14 protein-coding genes are annotated in these 22005 nt (G+C 61.2%); 3 read left to right on the forward strand and 11 right to left on the reverse strand.

The window, feature by feature from the left end; genetic code table 11:
• Window positions 1-144: 144 nt before the first annotated feature.
• The 7 genes from fusA to QM649_RS06190 form a co-directional block, all read right to left on the reverse strand.
• Window positions 145-2226, reverse strand: coding sequence for an elongation factor G (gene fusA / locus QM649_RS06160; RefSeq protein WP_415198143.1), 2082 nt, complete (start codon window positions 2224-2226; stop codon window positions 145-147).
• 68 nt (window positions 2227-2294) lie between these two features.
• Window positions 2295-2765 carry a 30S ribosomal protein S7 gene (gene rpsG, locus QM649_RS06165; RefSeq protein WP_129209776.1) on the reverse strand — a complete coding sequence of 157 codons (471 nt, stop codon included), beginning with the start codon at window positions 2763-2765 and terminating at the stop codon, window positions 2295-2297.
• Between the two features lie 118 nt (window positions 2766-2883).
• Complete coding sequence (rpsL, locus tag QM649_RS06170) at window positions 2884-3288, reverse strand: 30S ribosomal protein S12 (RefSeq protein WP_050059842.1); 405 nt, start codon at window positions 3286-3288, stop codon at window positions 2884-2886.
• Between the two features lie 656 nt (window positions 3289-3944).
• On the reverse strand, window positions 3945-4607 hold the full coding sequence (locus QM649_RS06175; protein WP_415198144.1) for a flavin reductase family protein: 663 nt from the start codon (window positions 4605-4607) through the stop codon (window positions 3945-3947).
• Between the two features lie 137 nt (window positions 4608-4744).
• Entirely contained in the window at window positions 4745-8302 is a 3558-nt protein-coding gene (locus QM649_RS06180; RefSeq protein ID WP_415198145.1) for a carboxypeptidase regulatory-like domain-containing protein, read from the reverse strand.
• A 255-nt stretch (window positions 8303-8557) separates the two neighbouring features.
• The gene (locus tag QM649_RS06185) at window positions 8558-9367 is read right to left on the reverse strand and encodes a family 1 encapsulin nanocompartment shell protein (protein WP_415198146.1); all 810 of its coding nucleotides are present in this window, start codon (window positions 9365-9367) and stop codon (window positions 8558-8560) included.
• Window positions 9360-10484 carry a Dyp-type peroxidase gene (locus tag QM649_RS06190; protein WP_415198147.1) on the reverse strand — a complete coding sequence of 375 codons (1125 nt, stop codon included), beginning with the start codon at window positions 10482-10484 and terminating at the stop codon, window positions 9360-9362. Before QM649_RS06190 ends, QM649_RS06185 begins: the two co-directional genes overlap by 8 nt.
• Window positions 10485-10691: 207 nt before the next feature.
• Between QM649_RS06190 and QM649_RS06195 the strand changes: the two genes are divergently transcribed.
• From QM649_RS06195 to QM649_RS06205, 3 genes are all read left to right on the forward strand, one after another.
• A complete protein-coding gene (locus QM649_RS06195) occupies window positions 10692-12683 on the forward strand; it encodes a prolyl oligopeptidase family serine peptidase (protein WP_415198148.1) in 1992 nt (663 codons plus the stop codon).
• 173 nt (window positions 12684-12856) lie between these two features.
• Window positions 12857-13072, forward strand: coding sequence for a hypothetical protein (locus QM649_RS06200; RefSeq protein WP_415198149.1), 216 nt, complete (start codon window positions 12857-12859; stop codon window positions 13070-13072).
• Window positions 13073-13233: 161 nt separating this feature from the next.
• Window positions 13234-15573, forward strand: a complete 2340-nt coding sequence (locus QM649_RS06205) for a YncE family protein (protein WP_415198150.1) — start codon at window positions 13234-13236, stop codon at window positions 15571-15573.
• Between the two features lie 73 nt (window positions 15574-15646).
• On the opposite strand, the gene QM649_RS06210 is transcribed toward QM649_RS06205, so the two are convergent.
• From QM649_RS06210 to QM649_RS06225, 4 genes are all read right to left on the reverse strand, one after another.
• Entirely contained in the window at window positions 15647-17089 is a 1443-nt protein-coding gene (locus tag QM649_RS06210) for a UdgX family uracil-DNA binding protein (RefSeq protein WP_415198151.1), read from the reverse strand.
• Window positions 17086-18363 (reverse strand): putative DNA modification/repair radical SAM protein, encoded by a 1278-nt coding sequence (locus QM649_RS06215; protein ID WP_415198152.1) that lies wholly within the window; start codon window positions 18361-18363, stop codon window positions 17086-17088. The genes QM649_RS06210 and QM649_RS06215 overlap by 4 nt, the downstream gene beginning before the upstream one ends.
• 126 nt (window positions 18364-18489) lie before the next feature.
• Window positions 18490-19398 (reverse strand): class A beta-lactamase, encoded by a 909-nt coding sequence (bla, locus tag QM649_RS06220; RefSeq protein WP_415198153.1) that lies wholly within the window; start codon window positions 19396-19398, stop codon window positions 18490-18492.
• A gap of 124 nt (window positions 19399-19522) precedes the next feature.
• Entirely contained in the window at window positions 19523-21784 is a 2262-nt protein-coding gene (locus QM649_RS06225) for a RelA/SpoT family protein (protein ID WP_415198154.1), read from the reverse strand.
• Window positions 21785-22005: the final 221 nt, after the last annotated feature.

Raw genomic sequence — 22005 nt, forward strand, 5'->3', positions numbered from 1 at the left:
CGTTCCCACGTTCACGTGCGGCTTCGACCGGTCAAATTTTTCCTTCGCCATTTCCCTATTCCCTTCTCGAGCTTCCGTTATTCATTCGGGCCCGCCCCAGCCTTGTGTCTCCGGCCGGGCAGGCCCGCTATCTCTGAAATTTCTTTACTTGCCCTGGTTGCGGGCGATGATCTCTTCGGAGATCATGCGCGGCGCTTCTTCGTAGCGGGCAAACTGCATCGAGTACGAAGCGCGGCCCTGCGTCGACGAGCGGATATCGTTCACGTATCCGAACATCTCCTTGAGCGGCACGATCGCCTTGATAACCTGCGAACCGCCGACATGCTCCATGCCTTCGATACGGCCACGGCGGGAGTTGATGTCGCCGATGATGGTGCCCATGTGTTCTTCGGGCACGGTCACTTCGACCGCCATCACAGGCTCGAGCAGAACCGGGCTGGCCTTCTTCGCGGCTTCCTTGAACGCCATCGAACCGGCGATCTTGAAGGCCATTTCGTTCGAGTCGACGTCATGGTAGCTGCCGTCGAAGAGGGTCGCCTTGAAGTCGACCAGCTCATAGCCGGCGAGAACGCCGTTCAGAAGAGCTTCGCGGATACCCTGCTCGGTCGGCTTGATGTATTCCTTCGGAACCACGCCGCCCTTGATCGCGTCGATGAACTCGAAGCCCTTGCCAGGCTCGTTCGGCTCGAGGCGGATCTTGACGTGACCGTAGTTACCCGAACCACCGGTCTGACGAATGAACTTGCCTTCGGCTTCCGAGGTCTTGCGGATCGTCTCGCGGAAGGCCACGCGGGGTTCGCCCACGTTTGCCTCGACCTTGTGCTCGCGCTTCATGCGGTCGACAAGGATTTCGAGGTGCAGTTCGCCCATACCGCTGATGATGGTCTGGCCGGACTCCTGGTCGGTGCGCACCTTAAAGGTAGGATCCTCGTCGGAGAGCTTCGACAGGGCCATGCCCATCTTTTCCTGATCGCCCTTGGTCTTCGGCTCGATGGCGACCGAGATAACCGGCTCAGGGAAGGTGATCGCCGAGAGCGCCACCGGATGCTGCGGATTGCAGAGCGTGTCGCCGGTCTTGATGTCCTTGAGGCCCACCACGGCGCAGATGTCGCCGGCCATGATCTCGGTGATGTCTTCACGCTTGTTGGCGTGCATCTTCACCAGGCGGCCGACGCGCTCCGTCTTGTTGGTGCGCGGATTCAGGATCGTGTCGCCGGTCTTAAGCACACCCGAGTACACGCGGATGAAGCTCAGCTTGCCGAACGGATCGTTGATCAGCTTGAACGCCAGGGCCGACATCGGAGCATCGTCCGAGGTCTCGCGGGTCAGAACCGTGGTCTCGTCCGAGGGGTCGATACCTTCGACCGCAGGCAGATCGAGCGGGCTCGGCAGGTAGTCGACAACCGCGTCGAGCAGCGTCTGGACACCCTTGTTCTTGAAGGCCGTACCGCACATGACCGGGAAGACGTGCATGTTGATGGTCGCCTTGCGCAGAGCCTTCTTCAGCTCTTCGACCGTCGGGGTCTCGCCCTCAAGGTACTTGTGCATCATGTCGTCGTCATTCTCGGCGACGGTCTCGATCAGCTGCATCCGGAAGGCTTCGGCCTTCTTGAGCAGGTCGGCAGGAATCTCTTCGACCGAGTATTCCGCGCCCATCGTTTCGTCATGCCACAGAATGGCGCGCATCTCGATCAGATCGATGACTCCGGCAAACTTGGCCTCGGCACCGATCGGGATCTGGATCGCCACCGTGCGCGCACCCAGGCGCTTGCGGATGGTATCGATCACGTGCTCAAAGTCCGCGCCGGCCTTGTCCATCTTGTTCACAAAGCAGATACGGGGAACCTTGTACTTATCACCCTGACGCCACACCGTCTCCGTCTGGGGCTGAACGCCCGACACCGAGTCGAACAGAGCGACAGCGCCGTCGAGAACGCGCAGCGAGCGCTCCACCTCGGCCGTGAAGTCCACGTGGCCCGGGGTGTCGATGATGTTGATACGGATGCCCTTCCAGTTACAGGTCGTAGCAGCGGAGGTGATGGTGATGCCACGCTCCTGCTCCTGCTCCATGTAATCCATGGTCGCCGTGCCTTCATGCACTTCGCCAATGCGGTGCGTGATGCCCGTATAGAAAAGGATGCGCTCGGTCGTCGTCGTCTTTCCGGCGTCGATATGCGCCATGATTCCGATATTCCGGCAACGAGTAAGAGGTACTTGGCGAGCCACGGTATTTCCAATCCCTTCGCGGGCCTTCCGGCCCGCTGTTAACTTTTACAGCCTGTACAGCTCAGTGCTTACCAGCGATAGTGAGCGAACGCCTTGTTGGCTTCGGCCATGCGATGAACGTCTTCCTTCTTCTTCATCGCAGCGCCACGGCCATTCGCCGCATCCAGCAGCTCAGCCGAGAGCTTATCGATCATGCCCTTTTCACCGCGGGCGCGGCCGTAGCCAACCAGCCAGCGGATCGCCAGCGAGGTGCGGCGCTCGGGATTCACCTCGATCGGCACCTGGTAGTTGGCGCCGCCGACGCGACGAGTCTTGACCTCGAGCAGCGGCTTGCAGTTTTCGACGGCCTTCTTGAAGAGCGTGAGCGCATCCGCGCCGCCCTTGGCTTCCAGGTTCGTCATCGCGGTATAGAAGATCGTCTGCGCGGTCGACTTCTTGCCGCCCCACATCATCGAGTTGACAAACTTCGTCACGAGCGTCGAGTTGTAAACCGGGTCGGCAGCGACCTCACGCTTGGCGATATGACCTTTTCTAGGCATAAATCTTCAATCTCTCTCTGAAACTAAACTTGTTTCGCTTGACCCGCCTGCCGATCACGACCAACGGGAGTGATCCGCCCGAACCGCGCCAGAGGCGCTATCGTTCGGGCGGTCAGCCCTACTTCTTCTTGCCGCCTGCGGCCGGAGCGCCAGCCTTGGCGCGCTTCGCACCATACTTCGAACGGCTCTGCGTACGCTTGACCACGCCGACCGAGTCGAGCGTGCCGCGGACGATGTGATAACGAACACCCGGCAGATCCTTCACACGGCCGCCGCGGATGAGCACAATCGAGTGCTCCTGCAGGTTGTGGCCCTCACCGGGGATGTACGACGTAACCTCGATGCCGTTCGTCAGGCGCACACGAGCGACCTTGCGCAGTGCCGAGTTCGGCTTCTTGGGGGTCTGCGTGTATACGCGCGTGCAGACTCCACGACGCTGCGGCGAACCCTGCAGCGCAGGCGATGCCGTCTTGTACCGCGGGGCCGTACGGCCCTTTCTTACCAGCTGACTGAATGTAGGCAATCCAGACTCCTTACAAATCCAAACCGATGTAGTACTTCCAAAACCAAATTCCAGACACCACCCAGCGGCCCGACCGGAACCCCCTGCCACGCAGGAGCTCTCGCACATCCGGTCCACGGGAGCCGCCAACTGCGCCCGCCTATCCCTATCCCAGCCTTCAATCCCTGACAAGAATCCCGACGGTGGCCGAGCGCAGCATTGAAGCCCCGCTATACTCTGCGGGCTTATCCAACTGGCCGACTCCGTTTCGCTGATTCCGGCCCCCATAGCCCGCCAAGGTGACGGGTGTCGAAGGCATCCATGCGATCCGTGCTGCGATCAACCCCTGCCCTACGTTCGTACCCCGGCAGGGGCTTCACAGAAATTCCGCGCCGGAGATCCACTTGCTGCCAGCGCTTCTGTGACGGTTACTACCTGAGCCACTCGCTGTCCGACAGTACATAGACGGAAAACGAGCACACTCGTGGAACCTTTTAAGAATAGCAACGGGAATACGGGTCGTCAATAAAATCGCGGGTTGGGGACAGAAAAAATCATCCTTTCCCACACTTTTTCCACGAAGCCTCGATAACTGCCCCGCCGCCGCACACAGATCCCCCTGTCGCCACCGCTATTCTGGCATCATTTCGACGCCTCAGCCACACACCTGGATCAGATCACGCGCCCTCACGCTGCATGTGGGCCACCGGCCGATAGGCATCCTCGGGGATTTCCGCCAGCGTGGAATGAGTCAGCCGCTCACCCAATCCATAGAACTGGCAGAAGCTCATCAGCAACGGCCTCCACTTATCGGGACTGACGTGATTCTCTCTCCCCTCCATGAGAATCGATGGGTCGATATGCGCCCGTATGATCCGCACTTCAAAGGCCAGCGCCGTGGTCGGCTTGTCGGGTCGAGTACCGAAGGGGTGAACCGCCTCAAGCACCGCTTCCAGTTGCACCGGGCACTCCACGACACGGGAAGGAGCTACAAGTTCCCCCGGCACCGCAGTGAGCCCAGCGACTGCGAACTTATTCTTTTCATGCCTGTACCCCATGGCTACCTTGTGAGGAGGAATCGGATCAGAGCCGGTCAACCGCGCCAGCCGGTTCACATGCTCCACCAGGCTTGCCGACGGCAGGTTCAGGACACATTCCTTTTCCCGCAACAGATTCTGTGCCGTATGCCCTTTCGCGCCGAGTCCCAGCATGCAATTCCAGCCTAGCCACCAAGCAGAAGACATGGGAGCCAGGTTTGCAGTGCCATCTTCGTTGCACGTGGAGAGAAGGATGACCGGAGTACCGAAATAGAGGATCGAGGGCTCGACTGAGATATGCATAGCGGAAGCATGGCTCGATGCAACCTAATGGCACACTCCGATTCCCGCCGTCGAACTCATTTCTAAAGAATGCTCTTACCCTCCCCAAACAGCGTTGGGCGCCTCGATGGCGCCCAACGCGTTCCTTACGATGAGGCTCAGAAGTAGTACTTCAATGCCAGCTGCAGGAAGCGAGGATCGGGAGAGTAATTGCCCAGGAAGGATGTCCCCGTAATCTGCCCACCGATATTCGAGGTGGTCGTATTCGAGGGCGTGCCCCAGGCCGGCGTATTGAAGAGGTTGTAGACATCCGCACGGAACTGCAGATACTGCTCGCGGAAGGTGGTGAAGTTCTTCGTGAGCGTCATATCCACACGCTGCCATCCCGGACCGGAGATCTGCGAGCGCGGACTTCCCAGATAGGGCAGGATATTCGCCGCTCCTGTGATCGGCGCTGTCACCGAGCTGGCCAGCGGTGGATCGGCAAAGGCGCAGGGGTTGTACCAGTTGGCAAGCGTGCGCACCTTGGCCGGGCAGGTGATCGTAGGATTGCTGGCCGGCGCAGTCCCGCCACCCTTGAATGGGTCGGAGATCAGGTAGGGATACGCCGAAGCACCATTCACAGTCGCCGTGTTCGATGACACGGTGAAGGGGAAGCCATCCTGCGTGCGGAAGAGCGCGGTTGCATCCCACCCGCCAGCGAACGTGTCCAGGACTCCGCGGTGGTTGAGATACTTCCGCCCCACGCCGAAAGGCAGTTCGTAGGTGCCGGAAAGGTTGAACTTCTCGCGCACGTCGAACGGCGAGTTGCCGTAGTCGATGCGCACACCGAAGACCGGATACATACGGTCGCCGCCGTCGTTGTTGCTCGGCAGCGGCTCGCGCGCATCGTCGAGACTGTGCGCCCACGTATAGGACGTGAGGAAGCTCAGGCCATTCGAGAAGCGGCGCTCGAGCTTGGCCTGCAGCGAGTTGTAATTGCCGATCGCCCCGAAGATCAGCATATGAATGTTGCCGTTGAATGTCGGATAGGGCTCGGTTTCGATGCCGCTGACGCCCGGCGGCTCAAGCGCCGTCCATCCATCCGGCCACACCACATCCGCCAGGTGGCGGGATTCCGCGCCCACGTAGCTCAGCGTGGCCGTGGTGTTATGCGTGACGCCATACTGCACGCTCAGGTTCTGGTTCATCGTGTAGCTGGTCTTCACATTGTGATCCCAGCCCGTCAGCGTGGGCGCCGTCAGCGACGAGGCTCCGGCGGCAGGTCCCGTCGCCAGCTTGATACCGTCATCCGGGCAGCTGGCAACCGTGCAGCTTGTGATGTACCACTCCTGCTCGACGTCATAGGGATAGTTCGCGCCGAGATTCACATAGTTGCCAAGGTTTTCCGCGCCGCCGTAATAGATACCGAAGCCGGAACGGAAGACAATCCGCTCGCTCGGCGCATAGGAGATGCCCACGCGCGGCGCGAAGTTCGTATGCTGCGGATTCACCAGCCCTCGATTGCCCGTATATCCGACTGTGATGTTGTCGGCTGCCAGCGCCGAGGTATAGCTCGAGCTGAGCGCGATGCCTTTCTGCGAGTTCGGGAAGATATACATACCTGAAGCGCCCGGCGCATTCGTCGCGCTTGTCGGATAAAACTCCGCCTGCGCGTCGTTTCTTTCCACCGGCACGGAGAAGAAGTCATAACGCAGGCCGAGACCCAGCGTCAGCTTCTGACTCACCTTCCAGTCATCCTGCAGATACGCAGCCCGATACCAGTGCCCATTATTCGTCGGCGTGGGATCGGAGGTGTAGGTGTAGCTCATCGCGTCAGCAAAGAAATCCGCCGGGCCGAAGCCCGAAGCCGTCGCGCTGCCGGAGAGCGCGGTCATCGTTCCGCCATAGTTGTACGCGCCCGTGCCGAAGGTCGGCTGATACACCGAGTAGCGGATGTTCTGAAACTCCACGCCGAACTTCAGCGAGTGATTGCCGAGAATGCGGGTAGCATCATCGATGATCTGGTAGACGTTCTGCCCTTCCGGGGAAGGCTGGAAGTTCGGGGGCCCGATCTCGTTGAACTCAGAGTCGTAAATCTGCACCAGACCACCGTTCCCCTTCGACGCTTCATAGGGAGCAAGTCCGCCTAAGCCGTACTGCGCATCCAGCCCGCCGTTGGTATAGCTCTGCTGATACCAGGAGAACAGCCCCCAGTTATAGGAGAAGCGTGCCTGGTTCACCAGATTGGGCGAGAAGACGTGATTCCAGCTGAAGACCGCGTTCTTGCCGTAGTTCTTGAAGTAGCCGTCGTTATCCGTTCCACCGCCGTCAAAGACCGGCCCGAGCGGAGCCGAAACATACCGGTCCTCATGCGACCAGCTCACGCGGCCGAAGACCTGATCCTTCGCGCTCAGGTTGTAATCCACGCGAATGTCGAACTGGTTGGTGTTATCCGTGGTCGACTGGCTGTAGGCGTAGTTGTTATAGGTCTGTCCAGCGGCTCCTGTATTTGGCGAAGGATAGGCCGCAAGAAAGATCTTCTCCGCAATCGGGCTGATCTCCGAAGCACACATCACGTTGGTCGCATTTCCGCAGGCGCTGCCGAGATAGTCCGTCCCGCTGGCGCCGCCATCGCTGTACGGCTCGTAGATATAGCGCGGCGTGGAAAGCCCGTTAAGGTTCGGCGTCAGCTCCTCGCTGAAGTTGCCCGGATCGCTGCGCATCAGCGAGGTAGGCACGCTGGTCAGAGCAGGCGAGTCTTCAATGATGCGATTGCCCTCATAGTCGCCGAAGGCGAAGAGCTTGTTTCGGACGATCGGTCCGCCGAAGGTAAACCCGAACTGGTTCTGGTGGTAAGGCTGCACACTGGTCGGCGTCGTCACGCCCGAAGCCCACTCGGTCGGCGAGGCCTGCCCCAGATCGTTATTGCGGATGTACTCCCACACGTCACCGTGAAACTGATTCGTGCCCGACTTGATGCTGGCATTCACGACCGCACCCGCCGAGTGCCCAAACTGCGCGCTCGAGTCCGAGGTCACGACGCTGAACTCCTGCAGCGCATCCGGCGGCGGCTTCACGTTATAGCTTGCGCCGTTGAGGAAGTCGATGGAGTTCGCATTGTTGTCCACGCCATCGAGGATGAAGTTGTTCTGTGTGGCGCGCTGCCCGTTGGCGATGAAGTCGCCGTTGCCCTGGCCGCGTGAGCCGTTCGAATTCGTCACACCGCTCGAAAGCTGTGCCAGAAAGACGTAATTGCGCTGATTGAGCGGAATGGCATTGATCTGTTGCTGCGTCATGTTCTGCCCTGTCGAGGCATCCTGCGTCTGCAGCAACGGCGTATCGTCGGCGTTGACCTGGATCGACTCTGTCGCCCGTCCGACCTTCAAATGGACGTTGGCCTGCAGACGCCCGCCCACCTGCACCTCGAGGCCGGTCTTGGTCTCGGTCGCAAACCCGGGCGCCGTGACTGTCACCGCATAGTGGCCCACCTTCAGCGGCTGGAAGACATAGACGCCGCTATCGTCAGTCGCCGCCTCCACGGTGAAATTTGTGTCCAAGTTCCGCAGCTGTACGGCGGCGTGCGGTACGGCCGCCCCTTGCGGATCCGTAACGGTGCCGACGAGAGCGCCCTGGTCGAGCTGGGCATGGAGAGCAAGAGGAAAGAGAAGCACGAGCGCTGCGATCAGGCAGCACATCCGGCCAAACAACAGGAGGGCACCGCGTCTTGCAGTCATGACAGCATCTCCAAACGGATTCAGGTATAGGTTTCCTCAAATCCCTGAAACGTCCGGCCCCTCAGACACATTCCATAGAGGTAAACGTTTCCAGAGCGGACAACATACTCCGCCCGGCATCGAGGAACTGTCAACCTACCTTTTCGCTATTTTTTGCGGCCCTCCATCGCCCAGCCCGGCAAAACTAAGCCACGCACAAACAGAAAGGCCGGGAGCCCTTATGGCTCCCGGCCTTCGAATCCAACCCTGAACGATTTACACCGTCTTCGACGGAGACAGCGCCACGGCCGCTTCGCTTGTCAGCGCGCGGAAGACGAAGGTCTCCTGCAGGTAGAGCTGCACCGAGTCGGCGTTATGGCTCAGGTAGCCGATCGACACATCCTGCCCGATATTCAACTCGAAGTCGCCACCGCGCGTCGTCAGCACAAAGGCGCCTTCGATCGCCGGAGCCCAGATCAGGCCTCCGTCGACCAGCCGCTTTACGTGCTCGAGCACGGGATAGCCGTGGTCGCGGGTCTCGGCCAGAGCCGTGTATTCCTTCGCCCCCAGCACCACGGCATAAGGACCATTCACGCCCACCAGCCGCAGCTGACTCAGCGCCTGTGCCACCGCGTCCGGATATTCCCGCACGTCGGCCGGCAGCGCCACAATCGGATTGCTCGTGCTCTCGCAGATACCCTGAATATCGGCATCCTTATAGCCATTGAAGATCGCGCGATCCTCGGCGAATGCCAGCTTCCGCGCGGCATCCTTTGCTGGTTGCCAGTCGGAGTCGTTCGAGCCGCGCTCTACGTCATCGATGGTCTGGCGCGAAAGCTCGAAGGGCACACGCAGCTCCACCACCGGCTTCACCTCACGCTGACGTGCGACGATCCCCTCCGACGGCGCCGAGATCGCCTTCAGATGTCCCGTTCCTACTCCCGGCAGAGCGATTCCGCCCGGCGTCGGCACATCGACCACGCGACGTCCAGCCAGGTACCGCTTCAAGGTTCTACGCGTCTCTTCTTCGATCTGGTCCCATGCTGCATCCGAAATGGGTGCCAGCTCCCGATGGAGGTTATTCATCGTTCTTCTCTCCCTTCAGTGATCCTATCCCGAGCGACGTGTCCTTCCCTGTCGCTGCGGATGCCGTCGCGGACGAGGCCGGCGCAACCGCAATCGATGTGGCTGCCGGAGGCTCTTCGGCCGGTTCTGCTGCCTCTGTCGAGGTACCCGCACTCGCCGGCTCCTCCGGTGACACGTTATCGAGAAACGTACCCGTCGGCACAAAGAACAGTCCGCCCGTCACCGCCGTGCTGAAGTCCAGAATGCGGTCGTAATTTCCCGGTGGATTGCCGATAAACATGTTCTCGAGCATCTTCTCGGTCACACGCGGTGTGCGGCAGTAGCCAATGAAATAAGTTCCGAACTCGCCGTGCCCCGGCCGTCCGAACGGCATGTTGTCGCGCAGAATCTGCAGCTGCACGCCGTTCTCTTCGACATTGGTGAGCGCATTGTGCGCGTATGCGGGCTTCTCCGCATCGCTCAGCTCAATGTCCGAGAGCTTTTTACGCCCGATGATCTTCTCCTGCATTTCGGTCGGCAGCGTGTTCCACGCCTTCAGGTCATGCATATACTTCTGCACGATCACGTAGCTGCCGCCTTCGAAGACCGGATCCTCGTTGCCGATAATCGCCGCCTCCTTCGCGACGACTCCGCGCGGATTCTCCGTGCCATCGACGAAGCCCATCACATCGCGATCGTCGAAATAGCGGAAACCGTGCACTTCGTCGGCCACCGTCACTGCGTCGCCGATCGCATCCATGATCTGCGCAGCCAATTCGAAGCACAGGTCCATGCGCTTGGCGCGAATGTGAAAGAGGATGTCACCCGGCGTCGCCACCGCGTGGCGCGCCCCGGAGCGGATCTCGCGGAAAGGATGCAGCTCAGCCGGACGCGGAGCGCCGAAGAGCCGGTCCCAGGCATCGGAGCCAAAGCCCGCAACGCAGGTCAGCCCTGCCTCTACATCGCGAAACTCCACCGCGCGGATCAGGCTCGAAAGACCGCCACAGAAACCGCGCACCAGGTCGTACGAGGCATCGTCCGGGCGGATCGAAAGCACCAGAAAAATCGCCGCCCGCGTCAGCGGACCGACTACGGTCTGCGGCAGCACTACTTCATTCAACTCGCTTGGAGTACTCATTCACTCTTCTCTACCTGCGTGATTTGTCCCGAGTATCGCACTTTCCCACGCGCATTCAGTAGACGCCGCGCGCGGGATAGAGGGTTCAAGTGAAACAAAAGATTCAACAAGAGCAGCCGAAGAACGAGGAACGACCTTCTCTCCCGCCCCTTCCCTTTGCACGATGAAGAGTCGCTCTGCGCGAAGCAGCCTGCTAAAGTCCGAACCATGAACCCTTGCCGTATTCTCCTGTCCGGCCTGCTGGCCATAGCCCCGATCTCTGCCTTCTGCCAGGCGCCGAACGCGCCCGCTCACGACCCGCGCATCCCGGCGCTGCTCCACGACCTCGCCCAGGCCCATGGCGTTCGCGAAACCGCCCTCTCGCCTGACGGCAAGCAAATTGCCTGGAACGATGGACAGATCAAGCTCGCCTCTCTCGCCGACACGGCCCATCCCCGCGTCGTGACTCCCTGCCCGGCCAATGCTCCGGGGCCGGAATCCGGCCTCGCCTGGTCTCCAGACTCGAAGACCCTCGCCTTCTTCTCCAGCTGCACGCCTGACCATAAGAACGCGATCTTCACCTCAACAGGCAGCGGAGCGCCTCGCCAGCTTGCCGCTCTCAATGGCTTCTCCAAGGATCTCGTCTTCTCGCCGGATGGCAAATCCCTCTCTTTTCTCTATGTCGAAGGTGCGACCCGGCCTTCCGGCGCTCTCGCCGCGATGAAGCCTTTTTCCGGCGTGATCGGAGTCGAGGGTCTCGAGGTCCAGCGCGTCGCTGCCGTCGACGCCTCCAGCGGCGCTCTCAGCCAGCTCACCCCTGCAGGACTTCATGTGTATGAATTCAGCTGGTCCGAGGATGCGAAGCAGCTCACCTATGTCGCCGCACCGCCCCCGGGCGAAAACAACTGGTGGGTCGCGAAATTGTTTACACAGACCATCGGCAGCGAACCGAAGGTTGTCTTCGACCCGGCCACCGCCAGCGGTCCGATCCACGGACTGCAGATCGCCGTGCCGCGCTTCTCGCCCGACGGCAAACAGATCGCCTTCATTGCCGGCCTGATGTCCGACCAGGGATCGACCGGCGGCGACATCTACAGCATTCCCGCCTCTGGCGGCGAGGCCACCGACCTTACCCCGGACCGCGATGCCAGCCCAGCCTGGTTCCAGTGGCTCAACGGCAAACAGCTGGGCATCGCTGAGATCAAAAACGCCAAGTCGCACCTCTTCGTCTGGAACCTCGACACCCACACCGAATCGACACAATCCAACCTGACCCTGCCTGCCTCCATCGGCTCCGGCAGCCTCGAGATGCAGGTCTCCATCGCCGACAACGGCACCATCGCCTTTACCCAGTCCTCTTTCGAGCATCCGCCGGAGGTCTGGGCCGGACGCATCGGCGATCTGAAGCAGATCACCCACCTGAATGACGGCCTCAAGCCCTCATGGGGCAGATCCGAGGCGGTCTCCTGGACGAACGAGGGCTTTCATGTCGATGGATGGCTCCTCTATCCCGCCAACTACGATCCTGCGAAGAAGTACGGCCTCGTGGTTTACGTCCACGGCGGACCTTCGGCGGCCAATATGCCCCGCTGGCCGGGAGCCGGCTTCGGCGCGGCACCCTTCTCCGCGCTCGGCTACTTCGTTCTGCTGCCGAATCCGCGCGGCAGCTTCGGCGAGGGCGAGAAATTCACCCAGGCCAACCGTAAGGACTTCGGCTATGGAGATCTCCGCGATATCGTCGCCGGTGTGGATGCCGTTGCCGCCTCCCACCCCGTCGATCCGCAGCGTGTCGGCATCACTGGCTGGAGCTATGGCGGCTTCATGACCATGTTCGCCGTCACCCAGACGCACCGCTTCCATGCCGCCGTCGCCGGGGCCGGCCTCTCGAACTGGCAAAGCTATTACGGCGAGAACTCCATCGACCAGTGGATGATCCCCTTCTTCGGCGCTTCGGTCTATGACGATCCGGCGGTTTACGCGAAGAGCTCGGCGATCAACTACATCAAGAACGTGCAGACGCCCACGCTGGTAGTCGTCGGTGACCGCGACGGAGAATGCCCCGCTCCGCAGTCCTTCGAGTTCTGGCACGCCCTGCGCGATCAGCACGTGCCCACCCAGCTGGTCGTCTACCCCGACGAGGGCCACGGGTTTACAAACCCCGAGCACCGCGTCGACGTCCTCGAGCGCGCACTGGCCTGGTTCGACCAATACCTGAGATAGAGGAAGGAAACAGGCCTTCTGGCCCTTCCCAACGAAAAGCCGCCCGGAATTCCTTCACGGGCGGCTTTTTTCCTCAGTTTTCTTTCAGAAACGGTCCAACTCTTTTCCTTTCTCCCGCGTCACAATCCTCACAACACTAGCTCCGGCTGAAATCTGTGCTGAAAGGCTCTCCTGTGCTCGACGTCCCTTTCCACAAGCTCGACCTCATCCGCCGCTCACTGTCTTTACAGGAACCGGCTGTCTGCCAGGCTTTCCTCGATATCGAAGATGAATTTTTTGCCATGCAACGCCGCCTGCTGAAGCTTCAGGAAGAGCTTCTCCACATGCGTGGCGTGAGTAGCGGAAATCATCCGCCCGCTGCAAAAAGCGATTCCATTCCGCACCCCTGAGCCAGTTCCAATCCGACTCTCGCACCGCGTCCTGTATCCAGCCGAAATTCCGTCCGTTTGCTTTGGTACACTTCTTTGGAACCCTAGTCTAATAAGGACGGTTCGACACTTTCGGCTGGTATAGACCGTCCGCGCCGCCAGCGCCCGGACGGGGAGGTTGCATGCAGCGGTTTCTCGCCTTTTTAGCACTGTTCGTCTTTGCTCTACCCGTAGGACTTTCGATCTCCGGTTGCCAGACTCAGACGGGCGACTATTGCAACGGCCTCGGTTACGGTCCCAAGACCAGTCAGGTCTACGCCATCGATCTGGAGCCTAAGACCACCGGCGTCTCCCTTTCCTGGGGACAGACCGGCCAGATCACCGCACCCACGGCGACCACTTGTAAAGGTGCCAGCGCCTCGGTGTCGAGCTACACCTATGGCAGCAGCAACCTGGACCTCGCGGACATCTCCCCGACCGGCGCCATCTGCGCCGGCACCTGGAACCGCAACAGCCCCGGCGGCATCACCGACTACACCATCTGCACAGCGCCCTCGGGCTCCAGCAGCGGCAGCTGCGCCTCATCGAGCTGCGGAACTGCTGAAATCACGGCCAGCGCTGCGGGTGTCACCAGCAACGAAGTCCCGGTATACATACACCCTCCTGTCTCATCGATCACGATCAGTAATCAACAGACAGCCTGCACCTCGCAGAACGTGGCCGGACCGACGTTTACCGCGGTCGTGACAGACGGCAATGGAAATACAATCCCCTCGGGTGACGTAGGCACCATCACCTATACCCCGGTCACCAGTTCGGTCGTCACCATCAACAACCTGAGCTCGACCGGCACTGGCACGAACGGCGCCACCACCGCCGAGCTCCCGGGCTCGACCGTCGTGAATGCATCGGTCGCCAGCGTCTCGGCTGCAGCCGGTTACTTCTACACCTGCCCGCCGACCAGCATCGACCTGAGCATCAGCAGCACGACCATCAATCCCAGCACGCCGCTGAACCTCTCTGCTGCGGTCGCCGACAAGAACGGCACCTCACTCACCGGCCTTACCCTCGATTACACCTCGACGCAGCCCGAGGAGATCGCCGTCAGCTCTGCCGGCGCGGTTTCGTCCACCTATGCCTCGAAGGCCGCGATTAGCGCCATCTGCCAGCCGACCGACTGCAACCCCTCGCCCATCGACGAGATCGGCTACCTCGGCAACGGCATGCCTGTCGTCTCGAACACGCTCGACCTGACCTCGACCGGCCAATCCAGCACCCTGCTGTGGATGGCGTCGACGGAGTCGCAGTATTTCTCCGAGGTCGACCTGACCAACGGCACGCCTTCTACGCCGGTCAAGCTGCCCTATATCCCCAATTCGATGCTCAGCGACGCCACGGGCACGAACCTTTACTTCGGCAGCTATCGCGAGCTGATGGAGTACTCGGCCTCGACCAACGCGCTGGCGAAGGAAGACACCAACGTCCCCGGCGTGGTTCTGGCGGTCTCGCCTGATAGCACGACGCTGGTCATCAACGACCAGCTCCGCGACGTCATCTACCTTTACACCGTCTCGAGCGGCGCGTATACCAGCGTCGGCGGCGTAGCCACCAGCGCCACGTTCTCGCCCGACGGCAAGAATGTCTACATCGTCGGCTGCGTCCCCTCCAGCACCACCACAACCGGCGCAGGCTGCAGCGGCGACACGAACGGCGCTCTCTTCGTCCACAATGCGAACAGCGGCTGGAGCACCTACAGCAGCACCTTTACGCTGGCCAGCAGCCAGCAGTCCTGCACGCTGAACAACAACAGCCTGCTGGTTACCGGCAGCTACGATCCGTTCTGCGGAGCCAATGTAGCCGTCACCGTGCCTGCGGTTGGCCCCTTCATCGCCGGCGGCGCAGACACCACCGCGCACACCTTCTGCCCGAACAGCAGCGCGAACCCGGTCTATTATCCGGCCGCGTCGATCGGCACGGCAGCCAATGCCGTGACCGACAAGCTGGCCTCGAGCAACGACGGCACGCACATGTACGGCGCCAGCGCTTCGGATAACACCTTCACCGATATCGGTGTGACGGTGCCTACCGGCGCCTGCCCCGCGTATTCCGGTGCCGATCCGCAGAGCTTCACCACCACGCTGAATCAGGCCACGATGTCGCAGATCTCGCCCTCCGAGATCAACGGCATCGTATCTTCGCCGGAGTCGACCTCGACGTTCGTGACCTACACCGGCACCTCGGCCTCCGGCCTGCTGCCGTACTACATTCCCGCCACAACTTCAGGCCAGGCCGGCACGCTGGATTACGTCCAGCTCTCGGGCACCGCAGCATCGCCGGTCGCCGGTATCTATTCGCCGGATGGATCGATCTTCTTCATCAGCACCACCGGCGACAACCTGATCCACTACGTCAGCACTTCGACCTTCAAGGACACCCAGACCATCAACCCGGGATTGACCAACTCCTCGGGACAGGCGGTTCCGGTACAGATGATGGTCGTCAAGCCGCGCTCCACCACCTAAACCGCAGCTTCATCGCATACACAAAAGAGCCTGCCCCCTATGGGGCAGGCTCTTTGCTTTTCCCTGCGATACCTCAATCGAAGACGATTCTTCTTGCCCGCTCCAGATCTTCCTTCAACATCGCGCGCATGGCTTTGCCACGCTCCTCATCCGAAGCGCGCAACACCGCCGAGGGATGAATCGTCGCCAGCACCTCGCCGTAGAACTCAGTGCCGAGCAGCTGCCCATGCTGCTTCATCAGCGCAAACTTCGCTCCCAGCAGGGATTTCGCCGCCGTTGCTCCAAGGCACACCGTGAGCCGCGGCCGAATCGTTTCCAGCTCCGCCTCCAGCCATGGCCGGCATGCTGTCATCTCGCGCATACGCGGCGACTCATGCAGACGCCGCTTCCCCCGCTCGACGAACTTGAAGTGCTTCACCGCATTCGTCACATACACCAGGCTGCGATCGATCCGCGCCTCGTGCAGCAGCTCATCCAGCAATCTTCCGGCCGGACCGACAAACGGCAATCCTGCGCGATCTTCCTCGTCTCCTGGCTGTTCGCCGACCAGCACCAGCCGCGCCGACTTTAGCCCCGCTCCAAAAACTGTCTGCGTAGCCTTCTCGCAGAGCGAGCATCCACGGCATTTCGCCGCTGCCGCGCGCAGAACCGGCAAGGACCGCTCCTCCGGTACCCACGTCGCCGCGGTCTCCTTCGCCTGCTGCTGCATCATCGCCTCTACGCGGCCACCAGCACCCGTTAGCAGCTCCGGCAACAGCGTCATCTCCGGCAGATTCCGCCAGTAGCGCTGCGGCATCTCCGCGCGCATGGCGACCGGATTCACCCGCGCCGGGTTGAAGATCGAGCGGTAATAGGTACGCCATACCTCTTCGAGGGCATCGTCCCCTGGAGCATTTTCGCGGCTAACAGCAGGACCGAGGACGACCGCCTTCGCACCCGGCTTCCAGCGTGCCGAGCCATCCGGCGTCAGGATCGACCAGCGCATCACAGCGAAGCGCTCCGCGAAGAAAGGCGCGCCCATCGCCAGGATCCGATGCGCTGGCTCATACCAGGCCACGAAATGCTCGCTGCCTTCTTCCTCGACGCGACGGAAGCGCACAAAGGCATGCATCTTGTGGAGATCGCGCCCAACCTGAATTTCCATCCGGCGGAATGCCGCCACATCTTCATCGACCTCGACTGCCAGCAGGTCGCGTTCCTGCTGCAAACGCCATAGCAGCCGGTACATGAGCTGCCAGCGGCTACCATCGCGATGGCAGGCGACGATCTGCGCCCTCTCGACAAAAGCCCGAGGCGCAATGACCGGGGTCGACGGCTCCGGCAAAACTTCTGCCTCGCCGAAAAATAGCAGCCCCGAAACCGCATCCCGCGCATCCACAAAGCTCACGTCATCCGGAGAGACTCCCGCACCCACCAGCCGCCGCGCTGCGTCCCGCCACGCTTCGAAGCCAGTATCGAAGCCGCTGCCGGGGCATGGGGCGATCACTACTCGCCGCACGCCCGATACCGCGCTCACAACTCTCCCGACATCGCCGACACAGCCGGATCGCCTGCCTCGAACAGCCCCATCTGTACCGGCTTCGATATCGGCTTCGGCCCCCTGCGAGACGGCATCTCTGTGCGATCCTCACGCCAGCGCACCCCGGGAATATGATCCGTCGCTGTTACGAATCGTTCCGCCAGCTTCATCCGCACATGGAGCTTCGTCAGATCTGCGTAAGAAAGCCGATGATATCTGCGGATACTCACGATTCTTTCCGCATTGCGGTATCCGATCCCCGGCACGCGCAGCAGCAGCTCGCGGGATGCCGTGTTCACATCCACTGGAAAGAAGTCTTCGTTCGCCTCCGCCCAGGTCAGCTTAGGATCGCGGTCCAGCCGCAGGTTCGGCTCACCTTCCGTCGTCAGTTCCCGCGCGTCGAAGCCGTAGTACCGCATTAGCCAATCGGCCTGGTACAGCCGATGCTCACGCACCAGAGGCGCAGGTCTCTGCGGCAGCCGCGCATCTCCCAATGGAAATGGTGAGAAGCCAGAGTAGTAGATTCTCCGCAGCCGGTAACGCCCATAGAGATGCCGCGCTGTCTCCAGAATCTGGCGATCGCTGCTCGGCGTGGCCCCGACGATCATCTGCGTGCTCTGCCCGGCGGGCACAAACTTCGGCGTCGCCCGATGCCGTGGCCGATCCTCGTCGAGCTCCTGCTTCCGCCCGTGAATCTGCCCCATCGCGCCCTCGATGGTGCCAACCCGCTTGTCCGGAGCCAGCTGCACAAGATCCTGCTGCGTCGGCAGCTCCATGTTTGCGCTCATCCGGTCGGCATAGGTGCCCGCCTGATCGAGCAGCGCAGCCGATGCCCCGGGAATCGCCTTCAGATGGATATATCCTCCGAAGGCATGCTCTTCCCTGAGCCCGCGCGCCACCGCAATCAGCTGCTCCATCGTGTAGTCCGGCGATTGCACGATCCCGGAGCTGAGAAAGAGTCCTTCGATGTAGTTCCGCTTATAGAAATCGAGCGTCAGCCCGATCACCTCCGCCGGTGTAAAGCGCGCCCGGCGAATATCGCTCGACACGCGGTTCACGCAGAACACGCAGTCGTAGGTGCAGTAATTGGTCAGGAGGATCTTCAACAGCGAGACGCAGCGTCCATCCGGCGTGTAGCTGTGACAAATGCCGATTCCGGTCGAATGCCCCAGCCCTTTACCATTGCCCGCACGCGGAGCGCCGCTGCTTGCGCACGAAGCGTCATACTTCGCCGCATCCGCCAGGATCGCCAGCTTCTGTTCGACTGTCATCGCGCTACCTCAGTAGCCGGCAGGCGTTTTCTGAGACTGCCGGACATTTGAGATTTTAGCGAATAAAAAGCGAAAACAGGGCCGATTTTAAGCTGACTTCCGGAATGGATTTCATCCCGCTGAAAATCAGATCAGGCGTTGCTCCACAAAGGCGCGAGCTACCGACGCGATCGCCGCCTCCTGCATGGGAAATTCCACCTTGGCCTCGGTCAGGTAGATGGCCAGAAACACAGGACCCGGCAACATAGAACCCGTGGGGGCGGAAGGCCAGATGACAGCCACATCGTTCGCCGTGCGATGATCCCCGGTGCCGGTCTTGTCTCCAATTCGCCAGCCTGCGGGCAGTGCTGCCCGGATTCGCGCCTTGCCCGTGGTGTTTGCCTCGAGCCACGCCGTCAGCTGTGCCCGCGAGGCCGCTGAGAGCACATCCCCCGTCGTCACCTTCCGCAGATCTTCAGCCATGTGAGCAGGCGCCGTGGTGTCGCGCGGGTCGCCCGGCGTGCCTTCGTTCAGCGAGGTTTCCGTCCGGTCCAGCCGCGTCACCGCGTCGTCGAGATGACGCGCCCACGCAGTCACGCCTGCCGGGCCCCCAAGCGAGGCCAGGATGATATTTGCCGCGGTGTTGTCGCTGTGGGCGATCGCCGCACGGCAGATCTCACCCACCGTCATCCCGGTATCGACGTGCAGGCTCGTCTCCGGCGAATACGGAACCAGATCGGACTGCTGGAAATGCACCACCCTATCCAGATGCTCCTCGCCGCGATCCACCCGCGCCAGCAGCGCCGATACAGCCAGCACTTTGAAAGTACTGCACATGGGAAAGTGTTCCTCCTGGCGCCATCCCGCCAGCAGCTTGCCTTCCGCATCGAGCAGAGCCACGCCCAGCCGTCCACCGGTTCCCGCTTCAATGGTCCTTAATGTGTTCTCGATATCCGGTCCGGTTGCCGTCTCAGCCCAAAGCCCGTACCCATGCCCGAATGCAGCCCCTGCACATAGCAGGGAAGCCTGCATCATCTTCCGTCTTGAAATCGCCACTTACCCTCCGCACCTACACATGCATTGTCATGCCGCATGCGATGTGCGTGCGCAAGCAGAGCGGAGAAAAGCTTCTGCCTGTGGCGAGTTGGTTATCAGGAATTTCTACGGAAGAACAAATGCGTCACAGCTTCTGCGAACGTTGCACATCCCGCACGCCGGGTACACGGCGCAGACCGATCACCAGGCGGTTGAGATGGCGAAGATCCTCGGCTTCGACCACGAACTCCACAATCGCGTCGTCGTTCTCACCGGGGCGGGAATCGACGGTACGAATGTTCGTGTTCTCGTCGCTGATCACCGCAGTCAGTTCTTTGAGCATGCCCGTGCGGTCATCGCAAAAGACAGTGAGCTTCACAGGGTACGTCAGTTTGCGGCCGGCAAGGTCGTCGCCCGTGCGCGCCCACTCGACAGTGATACGGCGGTCGCTCTCGTAGAGCAGGTTCTGCACGTTGGGACAGCTCCGCGCATGCACCGCCACACCCTTGCCGCGGGTGACGTAGCCGATGATCTCTTCGCCCCGGATCGGGTTACAACAGCGCGCGCGATAAACGAGGAACTCGTCCTGCCCTTCCACCTGCAGCGAATCGGCGTTGCTGGTAATGGCAACGCGTTTGACCGTGTCAGACGGGCCGTTGCCGGATTCCGTTTCGGGCTGTGCCGCGGGCTGGATGACGCCGGGGGCAAGGCGGTTGAGCACCTGCCGCGCCGAGTACTTTCCGAAACCGATTGCCGACATCAGATCGTTCGGCGTAGGCAGACTGTAGTCCGCAGCCACGCGTTCGTAGTCGGACTCGTCGTACTTCGAAAGCGAAATTTTGTATTTGCGGGCTTCGCGCTCGAGCAGCTTGCGGCCGATCTCGATGGCGCGTTCCCGCTGGTGCTCGTTGAGCCAGTGCTTGATCTTGTTGCGCGCGCGTGAGCTTTTGACGATCGAGAGCCAGTCACGGCTCGGTGTGTGGCCTGTCTGCGTAATGACTTCGACGATGTCGCCGTTGCGCAGCTTGTAGCGCAGCGGCACGATGCGCCCGTTCACCTTCGCGCCCGTACAGGTATGGCCGACTTCGGTATGGATCGAGTACGCGAAGTCCAGCGGGCTCGCGTCCTTGGGCAGCACCACCACCTTGCCCTTCGGCGTAAAGGTGTATACCTCTTCCGGATAGAGATCGATCTTCAGCGTCGAGAGGAACTCATTCGGATCGGTCATCTCACGCTGCCACTCGACCAGCTGTCTTACCCAGGCGAGGCGCTGCTCGTCGCGTGCCGAGATCGGCGATCCACTTGCCTTGTACTTCCAGTGCGCCGCGATGCCTTCCTCGGCGATGCGGTGCATCTCCTCGGTGCGGATCTGCACTTCGAACTGGTGTCCGGCCTCACCCATCACCGTGGTGTGCAGTGACTGATAGAGGTTTGGGCGCGGCATGGCGATGAAGTCCTTGATGCGCCCCGGCACCGGCCGCCAGATGCTGTGAATGATGCCGAAGACCGCGTAGCAGTCCGGCACGCTGGCCGTAATCACGCGCAGCGCCAGCAGGTCATAGACCTGATCCACGGAGATCTGCGACTTCTGCAGCTTCTGATTGATGGAGTAAAGACGCTTGATACGCCATTGCACGCGCGCCTTGATATTGGCCTCGCGCAGCTTCTCGTTCAGCAGCGCCTCGACACCGATGAGAAACTGCTCGCCCTCGCTGCGGCGCTCGTCGACCGCCTCCTGCACCTGCTGGTACTGGATGGGATCGACATAGCGGAAAGCCAGGTCCTCGAGCTCGCCGCGAATCTTACCCATGCCCAGGCGATGCGCCAGCGGAGCGTAGATATCGAGGGTTTCGCGCGCGATGTTCTGCTGTTTCTCGGGCTTCAGGTGCTGCAGGGTCCGCATGTTGTGCAGGCGGTCAGCCAGCTTGATGAGCACCACGCGGATATCGGAGACCATGGCCAGCAGCATCTTGCGCACATTCTCGGCCTGGCGATCTTCCTTGGCGGCAAACTCGATCTTGTCGATCTTGGTCACGCCCTCGACGATGTGCGCCACCTGCTCACCGAAGCGTGCCGTGATGTCGGCCGTCGTTACAGGCGTGTCTTCGACTGCATCATGCAGCAGGCCCGCGGCAATCGCCGTCGAGTCGAGCTTCATGCTCGCCAGCACAATCGCTACTTCAAGCGGATGGAGAACGTAGGGTTCGCCCGAGGCGCGCAGCTGGCCATCATGATGCTCCAGGCAGAACTGCCAGGCGCGGCGGATGATCTCGGTGTCGTCGGATGGACGATTGGCATGGACCGTATCGACAAGTTGCTTGAACTTGTCAGCGAACAGCGAGGCGTTCTGCTCGGCGGGTGAGCCCGGATGGGATCCGGCCTGAGTCCCGGTGTGGACGGTTGCCATATCTAATTCTATACGGGCTCAGCGAAGCACGCATGAAGTGGATGCGCGGATCGCTCTCGAACATCACCAATGTGGGCAACCGGACAGCGTTCCTGGATTGGCCGGAAATACGAAAGGCCCGTCAAAGACGGGCCTTTCGTGTCCTAAGAGCTGAAGTTCCCCCAAACCGCAACCCTCGTGACAACATCAGTCTCCTGCAACTCAGCCTGTGCCGGTATCCC

This window comes from Silvibacterium sp. (assembly GCF_047605705.1).
Lineage (GTDB): Bacteria > Acidobacteriota > Terriglobia > Terriglobales > Acidobacteriaceae > Silvibacterium.